Raw genomic sequence first — 14,532 nt, 5'->3', positions numbered from 1 at the left:
AGATTACTTAGAATAAAAATCGATTACTCGGTTAATTGCCGAGGTACAAACCGGATCGAATCCCACCAAACTAAGAGTAAACATACGGCAATCGGATGCAGGACGATACATTCCCTTCGACATATAACCAGCCCCCTCAAAAGCGCCGACCTTATTTGCAAATTTTGTTTCTTTCAATATTTTTTGCTCAGCTTCATACAGCGGTTTTCGTTTTTCGTAATAATCGGGAGCAAGCCGGTCGAGTTTACCGCGAACTCTTCCCAAACTATCATACTGATCTTTCTCCCAAGGCGTTGGAAGAGGTGTATCTTTATCAATTAAGTTTTTCCACTTCAGATTTTTCTTATCGTTCAGCGCTGTGAGATTCGGTTCCCACGGTTCAACATTTTTTTGGTACATGTCATTATACGATGTCTGCGAACTATAATATTCATCACCAAGCCCTCCGAATGAATGACCAAACTCATGCACATAAACATAATCCATCTGCCAATCCATCCCCTCTGCATCACCGCGTGTATAGGTTGTTGTGTAAAGATTGTAGATACCTCCTCCACCATAGCGATTGTCATTGACCAATATTGTTATAAAATCATAAGAAGCGTTACCGCAGATATCTCTAAGAACTTCATTTTCTTCCGTGAGAACATAACGTGCAGAACCGAATGTGTTATACATTGTTCCAAGAACTGTATTCTTCCAAATATTTTTATCCGGTTTATCTATACCGGAATCAGGCGAGATAACTTCAACAGTCCAGACATTAAAATCAGACTTTCTTTCCTTGAACGGAGTTGTTGAGAACATTATTTCATTAAAATGCTTCGCATCTTTTCTGAATTTTTCAAGATCTTCCCTGCGATAACCGTCTCCGACAATAACGATATCAACTTTCTCATGAGAATTACCACTTTCCATTAACGATGTTACTTTGAATGGCTTCGGTTTTACCTCAATATTTACTTGAGTCGGATCGTTCGGATCGATTATGGTTGAAAATATTTCGTGGAAATTCATATTCTTGTCTCGACGACATATTACAACTTGAATTTTATTTTTTGGATAAGGGATGCGGACCGATTCATGAAAAGTTCTGAATATTCCGGCAAGAGCTTCGTCCGTCGTTTGCCATTCCTGGAACATCGATGAATAGCCGCGCGAATAAATAAGCGAGGTCGAACCGAGATCGAATATCCTTACATGGTAATCACCTAAGTTCAAGATATCAACAAGATTATTCATGCTGCCTGCCCATTTCCCTTCCGGGAAGACCTTGTCTAACGATATTGATTCTGTTCCTTTGGTGCCCGTATGATAATAATCTATCCGCATCGTCTTATCGATAAAATAATTATCGAAAGATTGAGCGAACAGATTAATACTAACAATCAATATTAATGAAAATGCGATAAATAATAGTTTGCGGATATTCATGTGTGAACTCCTTTAAAAGAAATGAATAAAAATATAGATAAGGATAATTATTACAGCAACAATTACAGTGAAAGCAACAACCTTGGAGAAAAACCAAAGAATCTTAATCGGAAACCAGATGGGGAAAAAAATAATTTTGAGAAATGTTTTCAAGCCGCTTTTATTTCCATTCCGGATTGCCCGAAGATTGAGAACCTTCCGGAACGATCCACCAAGCGATTATGTATCCGATTAAAAAAGGAAGCAAGCCTGTTGCAAGAGCTATTACAACTGTTGCAAGTCGAACCAATGTCGGATCGGCATCAAGCATCTCCCCTAAACCGCCGCAAACACCGGCTATTTTTCTATTTGTAACGGAACGATAAAGTTTTTTCATGGCTGGTTATGCAAAATTGATCACAATAATATAATAACAATCTTACTATATTCAAATCGCATTGTTTTAGAAAATTTTGTATCTTATTATCGATTGAAAATGAAAATAATTTCAGATTATCAACTCTCAAACTCCCTTATAAAAGAAATACTAATATGAATATACTCGTCTTAAATTGCGGCTCATCATCAGTCAAATTCCAACTTATTGAAACGGATATCGATCTTATAGAAAAAAATGCGGATAAACGACTTGCAGGCGGTGTGCTTGAACGCGTAATCGGGCAAGCCCTCATCAACGTGCAGGTAGAGGGACTTCCCAAAATAAAATCCGCTGAACCTCTGCGCGACCACCGGGCAGGTATCGATTGGATTATTAAATGGATCACCTCTCCCGAATCAAAAATAAAAAATATAAAATCACTCGCGGATATACATGCCGTTGGCCACCGTGTTGTGCATGGCGGCGAACGATTCACAATGTCGGTATTGATAAACGATGATGTTATAAGCGAAATAGAGGATAACATCGAGCTTGCGCCGTTACACAACCCGGCAAATCTCAGAGGCATCCAGGGAGCGAGAGAGATCATGGGCTCGAACACACCGCAGGTCGCGGTTTTCGATACATCGTTCCATTCCACTATGCCTGAATCTTCATATCTCTATGCGATACCATATCAGTTATACCGTAGACATAAAATTCGCAGATACGGTTTTCACGGAACATCGCACCGATACGTTTCATACCGATACCGAACTATTGTCGGTAAAAAATTAGAAGATACAAATGTAATAACAATTCATCTCGGCAACGGGTGCTCGGCTTGCGCCATTAAAAACGGTGAGTCGTTCGATACGTCGATGGGCTTCACTCCGCTAGAAGGACTTGTAATGGGAACACGGGGTGGTGATCTGGATCCGTCTATCATAGAATTTATCCGAAACAAAGAAGGCATGACTGTGCGCGAGATCGATACAATGCTCAACAAACAATCGGGGTTGCTCGGTTTGTCGGGATTGACAAATGATATGCGCGACCTCATCGCGGAAGAGCAGGAAAATAACGACAGGCGTGCGCATTTAGCTATAGAGATATTTGTTCAAAGAGTAAAAAAATATATCGGCGCTTATCTAGTGGAAATGGGTGGTGCCGAATCAATTATCTTCACAGGTGGAATCGGAGAAAACAGCGCAATCATCCGTCAGCGTATTTGCAGCGGTTTGGAATTCCTAGGTCTGAATATTGACAAGGAGAAAAACGATTCGATGGTTGGCGGTAAAGAAGGAGATATCTCGAATCCAAAATCGAAGCTGAAAGCGTTTGTAATTCCAACTAACGAAGAATTGCTTATTGCTCGTGATACAGTACGGACGGTGAAGAATGTGCCAAGAAGATGGTGACCCCTAATAATTAAAAATTAAAAAGTTAAAATTAAAAAAGGATAAATGCTCAACCAGTAGCGAATGAGTCATTATCCTAAAATATAAAAAATTAAATGCGGAGTGAGCGAAGTGAGTCGAAGGACTCACAACTCTTAACTCACAACTTAAATCTCATATCGATTCTCGTGTTGGTATCTTGCTTTTAAGTAGCTGTCAGTATTTTATTTCAAAACAATTTTCCCCACCTGATTTGCTTTCACCCAATATCCTTTACCGGCATATAAACTATCGGCGATGAAATATGAACCTGCGAAACCAAAATATGGTGATGCTAAAATACCTTCAGGTGTTACTGCTACATCCGCAACACAGATTGTATTGAGCGTGGTTCCTACAAGATTCCATCCTTCATAAACATCGATGGTATCAACAACGGGTGGAAAGCCCTGTTGAAATACAGTAGCGGTATCTGGAAATTTTAGCCAGTATCCTATTCCGGGAATCAATGTATCTTTTGCCGTGTACCCTGAAATGCCGTTGTACATAAACGCGGGACCATAAGCCGATGGAAAAAGAATTTCATGGCGGGTATCAGCGGCATTCATCGGAATTGATACTATATTCCATCCCTTACTGACTTTTAAAGATGCCTCATATCCGGTACCGCTTACAGTTATCTGATCGGGGGATGTTGGAGCGTTATGATAAAAATATAATTTCCCTGTTCGCACTCCGGTTGCCGAGGGTGTAAAAGTAATATAAAATTTTTGATTCGCCCCGGGGGAAATCGAAACAGTTGTGGGAAATACCGAATAATCAGGATTATCGGAAAGAACTGAATTTATATCCAACATCGTCAATCCTGTATTATAAACTATTACGCTATCGAGCTTATTGAAATTGACTAACACTTTTTGAAAATTTTTGGATATCGGTGAAACGGTAAAAGTTTTTAAGGAATCTTTCGTCTTCAATATCCAGTTCATCGGATCGAATTGCAAAGATGTCGGTTGATGAGAGATATCGAATTCGAATGTTTGTGTTTGGATGTTATTGAAAACTACAACTGTCGTATCCCATCCGGCAGCGTAAACTTTAATATCTATCGGCATCGTGAAGTAAACAGGATTGGTAGTACCGGTGGTTTGAGTAACGCCAAGAGTAACTTTATATCCGCCGGCTGATGGCTGCGATGTCCATCCGTAGCTATAGCGCGGATATCTTGTTTTGTAAATCCATTCGTTGAAAAAATAACTCAGATCCATGCCCGATTCAGTTTCGATAATACTTTTAAAATCCGGGGTCGATGCAGTGCCATATTTAAATCTTGGATCGTTGGAATAGTTATACATCGCGCGGAAGAAAGCGCTATCACCTACTACGTGTCGCAACATATGCAATACAGTTGCTCCTTTTGCATAAACCAAACTATATCCGAACATGCTTCCAACGCTTCCTGTGTCAGCAAGGTACAACGCGGCATTTGTTGATTTTGCACTGTTCATTTCGCTGTTCATCGTACTTTGATAAGATGCGAATCCGTATTTCTTTTCATTGTATAGCGCCTCGCAGTAAGTCGCAAAGCCCTCGTTAAGCCACAGGTCTGGCCATGTTCTGCAAGTTATCATATCGCCGAACCACTGGTGGGCTAATTCGTGAATCACAAGACCTTCACTGAACCCACCCAGGTACGTCATGGTTTGATGTTCCATGCCTCCACCCCATCCAAATTGTGCATGCCCATATTTTTCGCTGATGAATGGATACAATCCAAACATATCCGAAAAAATCTGCAATCCCGTAACTGCGACAGGTAATCCGCTCATCGCCGAAGAAAGATTTTCAGGCAAAACATAATTTAGCACTTCCATTGAATCGGTAGGTGTGTATTTAAACCAGTTAGAAAATTGAGAATAGTTGGTAAGAGCGATGGCAATTAAATATGATGATACCGGATAATTAGTTTTCCAATGATGGGTAGCGGTACCGTTCCCATTATTGATCACGGAAAGAAGTTTACCGTTCGAACCGACTTTATAAGAGAGATCCGTTGTAACAATAATATCTGCCGAATCTGCCTTATCGCTCGGATGATCGTTGCAGGGCCACCAATCTTTGGCGCCGTATGGTTCACTTAAAGTCCAAACCCACGGAACTGTTGAGTGAGAAGAGAACTCGAAGCTCCCGAATCCACTGCTTCCCGGTACACCTTGATAATAAATATCCACATTTATCATCTCCCCGATATTATAAGTCCGGTCTAAAGTAATATTAAAAAATGACGGATATTGTATGCGCGATGTTTTAATCCCACCGACAAAAACAGAATCAACAGTCAGTGTATTCATCAGATCGAGTGAAATGACTGATAATCCGTTTTGCCTGCAAACAGAATTCATTGTAACTTTTCCGCGCAGATACTGAGGTGAAGTTGTAATTGTTAAATCTAACCCATAATAAGTGACATCGATTGCTGAGGTTGACATAGTTTTTGTAGGTTCACCGGAAAAGATTTTCTGATACCTACTCTTTTCCATAAAGAATAAATCTTTTTTCTCTAAAGGAATTTTTTCATCCTGAGAGAAAATCGGTGCAAGAAATACGATGCAAAAAATGGCAAGACTAAAAATGCGGGTTTTCATACTATCTCAATGGATAATTAGTTTGGATTGTTGTTACCACCAATTTAACAATGATAAAGTAGAAAACCAAACAAGGTCTATTTTCAACCAATGTTAACTGGCTTTTAGCGCTTCCGCACCGCTGACGATTTCCAACAATTCCTTCGTGATAGATGATTGCCTGGCTTTATTGTAAGATAATTGGAGCGCTTTTATCATATCGGTCGCGTTCGATGTTGCGTTATCCATTGCCGCCATACGCGCACCCTGCTCAGCCGCGTTCGATTCTAATAAAGCATGCCAGATTTGAAAATTCAAATGCTTTGGGATAAGCGATAATATAATCGCATCACTCGACGGTTCGAAAATATAATTGAGTACAGATTTCGGATTTGAGGTTCCCGCTTTAGTCGAGGTATCGGTGGCGGGAAGAGGCTGGATGGGAAGTATTTGTTCAGTTACAATACGTTGTTGGGCGATCGATTTGAATTCATTGTAAATGATTTCAACTTTGTCATATTCACCCGCCGTAAATCCGCGGGTAGCATCTCCTATTATGGTTTGAGCATGAGAAAAATTCAAATCAGCGTAAATACCGGTATACTTGCCTGAAATTTTGTAATTATTTTTACCGAAGAAATCGGCGCTTTTGCGTCCGACACAGATTAGGTTTACTTTATTTGCTTTATGCAGATTTTCATAATTACTATTAATGTGCTGTACGGCGGTTCTGATGATGTTCGAGTTGAAAGCGCCGCACAATCCGCGATCCGCGGTTACAATAATTAACGCAACCGATTCAACTTCTCTCTTTTCAAAAAGCGGATGAACGGTCGGATCAGATATATTGCTCAATTTCTGAAGAAGTTCTTGCATTTTACGCGCATAAGGACGCGCGGCAATAACGGCTTCCTGCGCACGGCGGAGTTTTGCCGCAGCAACCATCTTCATGGCTTTTGTTATTTTCTGTGTATTCTTCACGCCGCTTATACGGCGGCGTATCTCGCGCAGTGTTGCCATCTTTTAGGATATTTTAAAAGCTGATGAAAATTCTTTTAATATTTCATGAAGTTTCTTTTGAACATCATCGGTGAGGTCTTTTGTTTCCGCGATCTTGTTCAGAATGTCACGATGTTTTATTTCCATAAACTCAAGAAATTCTTTTTCGAAACGCTGGAGATGAGCGAGTGGCACTTCATCAAGATAACCGTTCGTACCGGCGAATATGCTAACCACTTGTTTTTCAACAGTCATCGGTACAAACTGCCCTTGCTTTAATAATTCTACAAGCCGGGAACCGCGGCGCAATTGTTGTTGGGTAGCTTTATCAAGATCCGATCCGAACTTCGCAAATGCTTCTAACTCACGATACTGCGCCAAATCAAGTCGCAATCTTCCGGCTACTTTCTTCATCGCCTTGATTTGAGCGTTACCACCGACGCGGGAAACAGAAATTCCGACGTTGATAGCAGGCCTCACACCCGAGTTAAATAAATTCGGTTCGAGATAAATCTGACCATCGGTTATCGAGATTACGTTTGTTGGAATATATGCCGATACGTCTCCTGCTTGAGTTTCGATCACAGGCAGAGCCGTTAAGCTACCGCCGCCTAAATCATCACTTAATTTAGATGCGCGTTCAAGCAAACGTGAATGCAGATAAAACACGTCGCCGGGATATGCTTCGCGTCCCGGGGGTCGTCTCAATAATAACGATACCTGCCGGTATGCTTGTGCGTGTTTCGATAAATCATCGTAAATAACAAGAGCGTGCCTGCCGCTGTCGCGGAAGAATTCACCTAATGTCGCGCCCGAATATGGCGCGATGAACTGCAGAGGAGAAGGATCACTCGCCGTCGCGCAAATAACCGTTGTATAATCCATTGCTCCTTCTTCCTGCAACTTCGCAACAACCTGTGCAACCGTTGAACCTTTTTGGCCAATCGCAACGTAGATGCAATACATAGGTTTAACACCAAGGCGTTTTGCTTCTTCGGTATGCGAAAATTTCTGATTGATGATCGCATCGATAGCAATTGCTGTTTTACCCGTTTGCCTGTCGCCGATAATTAACTCGCGCTGTCCCCTGCCTATCGGTATCATAGCGTCAACGGCTTTGATGCCTGTTTGAAGCGGTTCTTTTACAGGCTGCCGTTGAATAACACCTAACGCTTTACGTTCGATGGGAAGATATTTTTCCGTTTTGATCGGACCACGTTCATCGATTGGTTGTCCCAGAGGATTTATCACTCTGCCGAGCATTTGTTCGCCCACCTGCATCGAGGCAACACGTCCGGTTCGCTTCACGGTATCGCCTTCTTTGATCATAGTACTTTCGCCGAAGAGGATACAACCAACGTTATCTTCTTCCAGGTTCAAAACCATTCCGAATACACCGTGAGGGAATTCCACAAGTTCACTCGCCATAACTTTTGTGAGTCCGTATACTCGCGCTATTCCGTCTCCTACCTGAAGCACGGTGCCTACATCGTAGACATCCACTTCTTTTTCAAAACCGGAAAGTTGTTTCCGCAATATTGCCGAAACTTCATCGGGTCTTACTTCTGCCATTCAAATTTCCTTTTGATAGAATAATATTATATTGTTCCTTCCGCGAATCGTTTCCGCAGAAGATCTAATTGATGCTGAACACTCGCATCCCAAACAGTGTCATAATACTGTACCTTGAATCCGCCTTTGAGCGTTTGATCGATTTCATATTTCACTTTTACCTTCATCTTGGTAACAGATCCAAGTTGCCGTACAAGATGATCTTGCTGAGAGCTTGAAAAAGGTATCGCCGTTTTAACATTAACGTTTAATATGCCCATTTTCACATCGCGAAGCCGATTGAATTCGTGAATAATTTCGGCGAGAATTCCTTCGCGATTTTTTCTCACGAGGATGATGACAAATTTCATCGTCATCTCACTGACTTTATCCTTCAACAGATCGGTTAAAACACGTTTCTTTTTTTCAGAACTTAAAACCGGATTCTTCAAAAAAAGTTTAAAATCACGCGAAGTTTGGAGGGTTGATTCTAACAATTCAAAATCCCGGAATATGCCGTCGAGATTTTTCATTTCGGTGCCGATGTCGATCATCGCTTTGGCGTAACGCTGCGCTGTTCGTAAACTACTCATCGTTAGTTTTTAGGTAATCCTTTCAGGTACGAATCAACCAACTTACGTTGTTTATTTTCGTCTAATGTTTCATCGAGAATTTTCCCAGCTGCCTGAATCGCAAGATTTGCCACTTCACCGCGAAGCGAAATAAGTGCCGCATCTTTATCGCGCTCGATTTCCTGTTTTGCCATTTCGATCATTTTTCGGGATTGCTGGTTTGCTTGTTCGATTATTTCTTCTTTTAATTTTTCAGCAAGGGCGCGGTTTTCACTAAGGATCCTTCGTCCATCTTGTTCTGCGCGTTCCAGTTGCTTGCGATTTTCATCGAGCAATCGTTCCGCTTCCTGTTTCGCATTTTCTGCACGCTCTATCGAGCTTCGCACGGTTTCTTCTCTCTTGTGCAAGCTTTCGAGCAATGGCTTCCACGCGAACTTCTTAAGAATTATCAGAAGAAGCACGAATGTTATAATCGTCCAGATTATTAATCCGGGGTTCGGGTTCAGCATAAAATATTTCCGTTATTTTGTAGCAAGAATTATGCAGATCGCCAGCGCGAAGAAAGTTGCGCCTTCAATAAGAGCTGCGGCAATCAACATAGATGTTCTAACCTGACCGGCAACTTCGGGTTGACGTCCAGATGCATCCATTGCTGCTGCTGCAAGTTTACCGATACCTAAACCTGCGCCAATCACCGTGATGCCGGCGCCGATTCCTGCTGCAAGATATCCTAATGCGTTTGCTTCCATTTTTTTCTCCTGTATTAATATTAAGTTAATTGATAATAAATTTTGTTCAATGATGCTCGCTTTCGTCATGAGCCGCTTGCATACCGAGTCCCATGAAGAGCGATGTTAACATTGTAAAAATATATGCTTGTAAAAATGCGACGAACAACTCCAACATATTTATCCCGAGTACAAAAATGATCGGGACCGGTGCAATGATCCAAGATTGAAAAATAAATATCAGTCCGATTAGAGATACTATCACTATGTGACCACCGATCATGTTAGCGAAAAGACGAACCATAAGCGCGAACGGTTTCGTGAATAAACCTAAAACTTCGATTGGAATCATTATAGGCCAGAGCATCCAGTGAACCCCACCTGTAAGATGTTTTAGATAGCTACCTAATCCCTGTGCCCTGATTGCCGATACCTGAATCATGATGAACGCAATGATAGCCAGCCCGCCCGTCACGCTGATGTTTCCTGTTGCGGTCGCTCCGTATGGGACCAAGCCGCTCAGATTCATGATCAGTATGAAGAAAAATGTCGTTAGTAAGTATGGTAAATATCTGACTCCACCGTGTCCCATATTAGGGATTGCAACTTCATCTCTAATAAATAGAATAAATACTTCCACCAAATTTCCGAAACCTTTAGGTACGCGATTTTTCTTATTCTTTCGGGCGGCAACAGTGGCAAGTACGATTAACAGGAATGCCGCAAGCCATAAAAATATTACATGCTTCGTTAGCGATAGGTCGAATGTCATGCTACCGATATGAATTGGTGCGAAATGCGGTAGTTCTATCTTTCCGATAAAAGGTAGGTCCAATTCGTTTGAATCATAAACATGGTGAAGCAAGCCGGTGAAAAGATTTCCACCTTCTTCCCCATGAACTCCGTGCTGGGCGGCGGCATGAACGGTATCGTGCAGTGTTTGCTGAACTGTTACGGTATCTGGTGTGTTAAAATTCACTTATTCTTAATTCTGTTGTTTAATTTCTATTTTTCTCTGGATGTATAGTATTTCTAAAACTAAAAAGATCATATAAAAGAATCCCATTGAACCGACAAGGGCTAAAACGGGAAGTGAAAATATTTTTATTAAAACCACAAGCAGTATAGATAACAAAACTAAACGTAATCCCATACCGCCTATAACATATTTGAAAAAAGTCGTCATTGATTTTCCTATAGAATACTCTATTGCCGCGTAACCTAAAATTACATTCAATGTCGCGAGCGCCATTCCTAAAAAAATTGCTTTGATAGTAACAACATCCAACATCGTAAACAAAGGATACCCGCCGATTATGAATATTATTATGATAGCGATCGCTATTTGGCGGGGAAACGACCAATCGATTTTCATTTATTATTTTTTACTTTTCTTTTCGAGACGATTGACAATCTTGATAAAATTAAAAAGCCCGGCTCCTATACCAAAGAATATTCCAACAAGCATAAGCCAGGGTTTTGTGTTGAATGCTTCATCTGCCCATCGACCTAAAAAGTACATCAATACAACGCTTGCCGCAAGTTGGATCCCGGAACCGAATAAAGGTCCCGCTTTTCTCATCGCCCGGAAGTACGATGAATTTTCATTCTCGTCCCGGTCGATATCGGGTCCGCTCATAAAACTATGAACGTTATTCAGCCCGGCGCGACTCTGACTTCAACTCAACTAAGTTCGGCATCGGCTTTGCCTCGCTCATCGTGCATTTGCCGTCGAACGTCGCACCTTCATCAATGACGAGCTTAGCGGCGCGGATATCACCTTTAATGATCGCTTTCGATTCGAAGACCAATTTTTCCTGCGCAACTACAATTCCTTTTATCTTTCCGCCGATAGTGATACTTTTAGCGGTGATATTTCCGTCAACATCGCCCGTACTGCCGATAGCGATATTCTGTGTCGCGTTAACTTCACCAACGATTTTACCGTCGATCCGAATACTGCCCGGAGTACGAAGTTTACCTTCGATCATCGTTCCCGCAGCAATCAGGTTTAATTCTGTACCAGTTTCAGGTTTTAGAGCCATAGACACTCCTTTTTAGTTGATACTCAATAAATATTTCGCCGGGTTTTGTACAACACCATTTATCCATAATTCAAAATGCAGATGCGGTCCGCTGCTTCGCTCGCCGGTATTCCCGAGCAGTGCAATCGTCTCGCCGCGCCGTACTCTTTCTCCGATTCTTTTTATCAAAGAATAGTTATGCTTGTACACACTCAGGTATCCGCCTTCATGCGTAATCATTATTACAAAACCATCTTCGTTAGTCCAATTCGAGAAAACTACAGTTCCACTTGCCGTCGCCACAACAGGCATTTTTGCTCTGCCTGCAAAATCAATTCCGTAATGTAATTGAAGCGGATCAAACTCACGCGCAATATAACCGTTCACCGGCATCATCAACGGTAATTGCGATGTAACATCTATGTTAGCTTCACTCCTCATCGGTATCAACTCCGCGCCAAGTGTTTGCTGGTTTATCGTCACAGCATTTTCCTGTTCCATAGGAGCCACATACGAAGTGTCTTCCGCATCGAGCCGGAATCTTTCTGCAAGGGAAACTGAATCGGATGGAAGATTCAATAATCGTACGCTATCTTCGGTACTAATCTTTTCTCCTAATACATTTCTAAGTCGGATATTATATCCGCGCAGAATCGTCATCTCCCGTAATAACGATTGCAATTTTTTTTGCACATCCGACATTTGCCGATTATACTTCTTTGCAACCGCCGATTGAGATATTGGGAGTTGAGCGCCAATCGGAGTATAAATTATTATCGCCAAAATTCCCGCAACGAAAATAATTATCATTGAGAGAATTACTGAAATAAAACCGAATCGGGTTACAGAAAACGTCCGTGTTTTCTCAGATTTAACATCAGGCACTACTACAAACGTGTACCTGCGTTTTTCCTTTCTTTCTCGAGCATTTTCTGATGCCATTATTCTGGATTTAGACCTTCAAAACGGTTAAAATATAACGAATTATTGCCATAATGTCAAAAATCTTTTTTAAAATCTTTAATAAATAAGATATTTAGACCTTATTTCGAGATATTGCCCGATCTGCTCATCAAAAATTTTAAATATATTTCGGTCAATCTTCCCCTTCACCAAAAGATCGCTAACCATTTCATCACCCATTAAACGGTCAAATAAACCTTTCTTTAAGTTGAATGATTTCGGATATAGCTTTCGAATTGCATCAATCATCATCAATCCCGTTAGAACAGGTTTGAATATTTTCCGATCAATGATTTGGATATATACTCCCCGACATATTTTTTTATTAAATTTCGGATTCGATCCGGTCACGGAATCTCCTTGTGGTGTGAATTCAACTGTCGAAAATTTTACTCCCGGTAATTTCAGCGAATTAAGTTTCTTCACAACTTTATTGTTATTTAGTTTCGGGGCGCCGATATATTCAAACGGTTTCGATGTACCCCGACCTTCGGATATATTAGTTGCTTCAAATAAACAACTCCCGGGATAGACTGTTGCCGTTTGTAAAGTTTTCATATTGGGTGATGGTGATATCCATGGCAATCCTGTTTCATCGAACCACATTGTGCGCTTCCATCCTTCCATCGGAATAACCGTTAGATCAACCGATGACGGATTCAGATAACCTTCACCTATCATCATCTTAGCGATCTCACCGATAGTTAATCCGTGGCGGACGGGAATTGGAGTCATACCTAAAAATGAAATTAACGTTAGATCTAACGGCGGTCCTTCAATGTCGGTTCCGTTTATTGGATTTGGTCTATCAAGAACAATAAATTTTTTATTATTTTCCGCCGCCGCGATCATGCAATATCCCATTGTGCTTGCATAAGTATAAAACCTCGCACCCACATCCTGCATATCGAAAATCAATAAATCGATTTCACTGAGCATTTTTTCATCCGGTTTTTTTGATCCACCATAAAGCGAATGAATAATTAAACCCGTATGCTTATCCTTATCAGTTAAGAATTTTTCGCCTGCAGGTTTATCCCCGCGTATGCCATGCTCTGGTGCAAACAACGACTTTACATTTACACCGAGAGCTAAAAGAGTGTCGACGAGATGAGCCCCATTCGGCAATACCGATGTTTGGTTACAGATGATGCCGATGCGCTTGTCTTTAAGCGAATCGAGATGTTTCTCCAATAAAATTTCAGCGCCGATGCGAACACGCTGACTGAATGAAGATGTTGACAGCAAGAATAAAAAGAAAAACGCCAGCAGGAGATTTCGACTCAGGTGATAATAGAAGCATCGCAAGTTAAATTTCTTCATTTTAAAAAATTCTTTCTCACAATCATCCAAGCCGCCAATGTCATACCGTCCCAGATTTCACCGGTTTCTATTTTTTGTTCAAATTCAGGAGGGGAGATAATAATCTTTTCAAACTCTTCGGTTTCATCAGGAACTGATGTTACAGGAGTTAATTTGCGCGCGATGTAAATTTTGCACATCTCATCTGTTACGCCGTTGTAAGGATTAAATTCTCCTCCAAATGAAAGCTCGCCCGCGGCATAACCGGTTTCTTCCGCAAGCTCTAACATCGCTGTCTTTTCGTACGTTGAACCATCTTTCACGCTGCCGCACGCAAATTCGATGCTTTCTCTTTCGGCAAGATAGCGATACTGTTTTACAACTATGAGCTTACCATCATCGAGTACCGGTATTACCATACTCGATCCGTTTGTGTGGACGAAATGATACTCACCTTCTTTACCCGATGGAAGTATTACCTCATCCTTACGATAACTCCACCATCGATTTTTCGTCTCGGATATCTGACGTTTCTTTTTCCACTCGTGTAGAGACATGTAATTGGTTTACACTATAG

Annotated in this window: 16 protein-coding genes; 1 reads left to right on the top strand and 15 read right to left on the bottom strand. The window is 41.3% G+C overall.

Features of this window, described 5'->3' with window-relative positions:
- Positions 1-3: 3 nt before the first annotated feature.
- Complete coding sequence (locus HZB59_11890) at positions 4-1,434, bottom strand: peptidase M64 (GenBank protein MBI5022127.1); 1,431 nt, start codon at positions 1,432-1,434, stop codon at positions 4-6.
- A 160-nt stretch (positions 1,435-1,594) separates the two neighbouring features.
- Complete coding sequence (locus tag HZB59_11885; protein MBI5022126.1) at positions 1,595-1,810, bottom strand: PspC domain-containing protein; 216 nt, start codon at positions 1,808-1,810, stop codon at positions 1,595-1,597.
- Between the two features lie 155 nt (positions 1,811-1,965).
- Here HZB59_11885 and HZB59_11880 point away from each other — a divergent pair, with 155 nt between their 5' ends.
- The gene (locus HZB59_11880; protein MBI5022125.1) at positions 1,966-3,213 is read left to right on the top strand and encodes an acetate kinase; all 1,248 of its coding nucleotides are present in this window, start codon (positions 1,966-1,968) and stop codon (positions 3,211-3,213) included.
- Positions 3,214-3,416: 203 nt separating this feature from the next.
- On the opposite strand, the gene HZB59_11875 is transcribed toward HZB59_11880, so the two are convergent.
- From HZB59_11875 to HZB59_11815, 13 genes are all read right to left on the bottom strand, one after another.
- Positions 3,417-5,837, bottom strand: a complete 2,421-nt coding sequence (locus HZB59_11875) for a hypothetical protein (protein MBI5022124.1) — start codon at positions 5,835-5,837, stop codon at positions 3,417-3,419.
- Between the two features lie 93 nt (positions 5,838-5,930).
- A complete protein-coding gene (atpG, locus tag HZB59_11870; GenBank protein MBI5022123.1) occupies positions 5,931-6,836 on the bottom strand; it encodes an ATP synthase F1 subunit gamma in 906 nt (301 codons plus the stop codon).
- 3 nt (positions 6,837-6,839) lie between these two features.
- A complete protein-coding gene (locus tag HZB59_11865; protein MBI5022122.1) occupies positions 6,840-8,387 on the bottom strand; it encodes a F0F1 ATP synthase subunit alpha in 1,548 nt (515 codons plus the stop codon).
- A gap of 26 nt (positions 8,388-8,413) precedes the next feature.
- Positions 8,414-8,959 (bottom strand): ATP synthase F1 subunit delta, encoded by a 546-nt coding sequence (gene atpH / locus HZB59_11860; GenBank protein ID MBI5022121.1) that lies wholly within the window; start codon positions 8,957-8,959, stop codon positions 8,414-8,416.
- 2 nt (positions 8,960-8,961) lie between these two features.
- Positions 8,962-9,447, bottom strand: a complete 486-nt coding sequence (gene atpF / locus HZB59_11855; protein MBI5022120.1) for a F0F1 ATP synthase subunit B — start codon at positions 9,445-9,447, stop codon at positions 8,962-8,964.
- A gap of 12 nt (positions 9,448-9,459) precedes the next feature.
- A complete protein-coding gene (locus HZB59_11850) occupies positions 9,460-9,687 on the bottom strand; it encodes an ATP synthase F0 subunit C (GenBank protein MBI5022119.1) in 228 nt (75 codons plus the stop codon).
- A 46-nt stretch (positions 9,688-9,733) separates the two neighbouring features.
- Positions 9,734-10,645 carry a F0F1 ATP synthase subunit A gene (atpB, locus tag HZB59_11845; protein ID MBI5022118.1) on the bottom strand — a complete coding sequence of 304 codons (912 nt, stop codon included), beginning with the start codon at positions 10,643-10,645 and terminating at the stop codon, positions 9,734-9,736.
- A gap of 6 nt (positions 10,646-10,651) precedes the next feature.
- Positions 10,652-11,041, bottom strand: coding sequence for a hypothetical protein (locus HZB59_11840; protein MBI5022117.1), 390 nt, complete (start codon positions 11,039-11,041; stop codon positions 10,652-10,654).
- 3 nt (positions 11,042-11,044) lie between these two features.
- Positions 11,045-11,305 carry an AtpZ/AtpI family protein gene (locus HZB59_11835; protein MBI5022116.1) on the bottom strand — a complete coding sequence of 87 codons (261 nt, stop codon included), beginning with the start codon at positions 11,303-11,305 and terminating at the stop codon, positions 11,045-11,047.
- A 13-nt stretch (positions 11,306-11,318) separates the two neighbouring features.
- Positions 11,319-11,711, bottom strand: coding sequence for a polymer-forming cytoskeletal protein (locus tag HZB59_11830; GenBank protein ID MBI5022115.1), 393 nt, complete (start codon positions 11,709-11,711; stop codon positions 11,319-11,321).
- Between the two features lie 12 nt (positions 11,712-11,723).
- Positions 11,724-12,632 carry a M23 family metallopeptidase gene (locus tag HZB59_11825; GenBank protein ID MBI5022114.1) on the bottom strand — a complete coding sequence of 303 codons (909 nt, stop codon included), beginning with the start codon at positions 12,630-12,632 and terminating at the stop codon, positions 11,724-11,726.
- Positions 12,633-12,710: 78 nt separating this feature from the next.
- Positions 12,711-13,976, bottom strand: a complete 1,266-nt coding sequence (locus HZB59_11820; GenBank protein ID MBI5022113.1) for a DUF1343 domain-containing protein — start codon at positions 13,974-13,976, stop codon at positions 12,711-12,713.
- The gene (locus HZB59_11815; protein MBI5022112.1) at positions 13,973-14,512 is read right to left on the bottom strand and encodes an NUDIX hydrolase; all 540 of its coding nucleotides are present in this window, start codon (positions 14,510-14,512) and stop codon (positions 13,973-13,975) included. Before HZB59_11815 ends, HZB59_11820 begins: the two co-directional genes overlap by 4 nt.
- Between the last annotated feature and the right edge of the window lie 20 nt (positions 14,513-14,532).

The organism is Ignavibacteriales bacterium, from assembly GCA_016214905.1.
Classification (GTDB): domain Bacteria; phylum Bacteroidota; class Ignavibacteria; order UBA10030; family SZUA-254; genus PNNN01.
The sequence above is the reverse complement of the archived record's forward strand: the minus strand, read 5'-3'. Positions and strand labels throughout refer to the sequence as shown.

What these genes read in the sequence shown, in the direction of transcription:
- HZB59_11830 (MBI5022115.1), bottom strand. Translation starts at nt 11,711, where the DNA reads ATGGCTCTAAAACCTGAAACTGGTACAGAATTAAACCTGATTGCTGCG.
- HZB59_11850 (MBI5022119.1), bottom strand. Translation starts at nt 9,687, where the DNA reads ATGGAAGCAAACGCATTAGGATATCTTGCAGCAGGAATCGGCGCCGGC.
- HZB59_11815 (MBI5022112.1), bottom strand. Translation starts at nt 14,512, where the DNA reads ATGTCTCTACACGAGTGGAAAAAGAAACGTCAGATATCCGAGACGAAA.
- HZB59_11840 (MBI5022117.1), bottom strand. Translation starts at nt 11,041, where the DNA reads ATGAAAATCGATTGGTCGTTTCCCCGCCAAATAGCGATCGCTATCATA.
- atpH (MBI5022121.1), bottom strand. Translation starts at nt 8,959, where the DNA reads ATGAGTAGTTTACGAACAGCGCAGCGTTACGCCAAAGCGATGATCGAC.
- atpF (MBI5022120.1), bottom strand. Translation starts at nt 9,447, where the DNA reads ATGCTGAACCCGAACCCCGGATTAATAATCTGGACGATTATAACATTC.
- HZB59_11890 (MBI5022127.1), bottom strand. Translation starts at nt 1,434, where the DNA reads ATGAATATCCGCAAACTATTATTTATCGCATTTTCATTAATATTGATT.
- atpG (MBI5022123.1), bottom strand. Translation starts at nt 6,836, where the DNA reads ATGGCAACACTGCGCGAGATACGCCGCCGTATAAGCGGCGTGAAGAAT.
- HZB59_11865 (MBI5022122.1), bottom strand. Translation starts at nt 8,387, where the DNA reads ATGGCAGAAGTAAGACCCGATGAAGTTTCGGCAATATTGCGGAAACAA.
- HZB59_11820 (MBI5022113.1), bottom strand. Translation starts at nt 13,976, where the DNA reads ATGAAGAAATTTAACTTGCGATGCTTCTATTATCACCTGAGTCGAAAT.
- HZB59_11835 (MBI5022116.1), bottom strand. Translation starts at nt 11,305, where the DNA reads ATGAGCGGACCCGATATCGACCGGGACGAGAATGAAAATTCATCGTAC.
- HZB59_11825 (MBI5022114.1), bottom strand. Translation starts at nt 12,632, where the DNA reads ATGGCATCAGAAAATGCTCGAGAAAGAAAGGAAAAACGCAGGTACACG.
- HZB59_11885 (MBI5022126.1), bottom strand. Translation starts at nt 1,810, where the DNA reads ATGAAAAAACTTTATCGTTCCGTTACAAATAGAAAAATAGCCGGTGTT.
- HZB59_11875 (MBI5022124.1), bottom strand. Translation starts at nt 5,837, where the DNA reads ATGAAAACCCGCATTTTTAGTCTTGCCATTTTTTGCATCGTATTTCTT.
- HZB59_11880 (MBI5022125.1), top strand. Translation starts at nt 1,966, where the DNA reads ATGAATATACTCGTCTTAAATTGCGGCTCATCATCAGTCAAATTCCAA.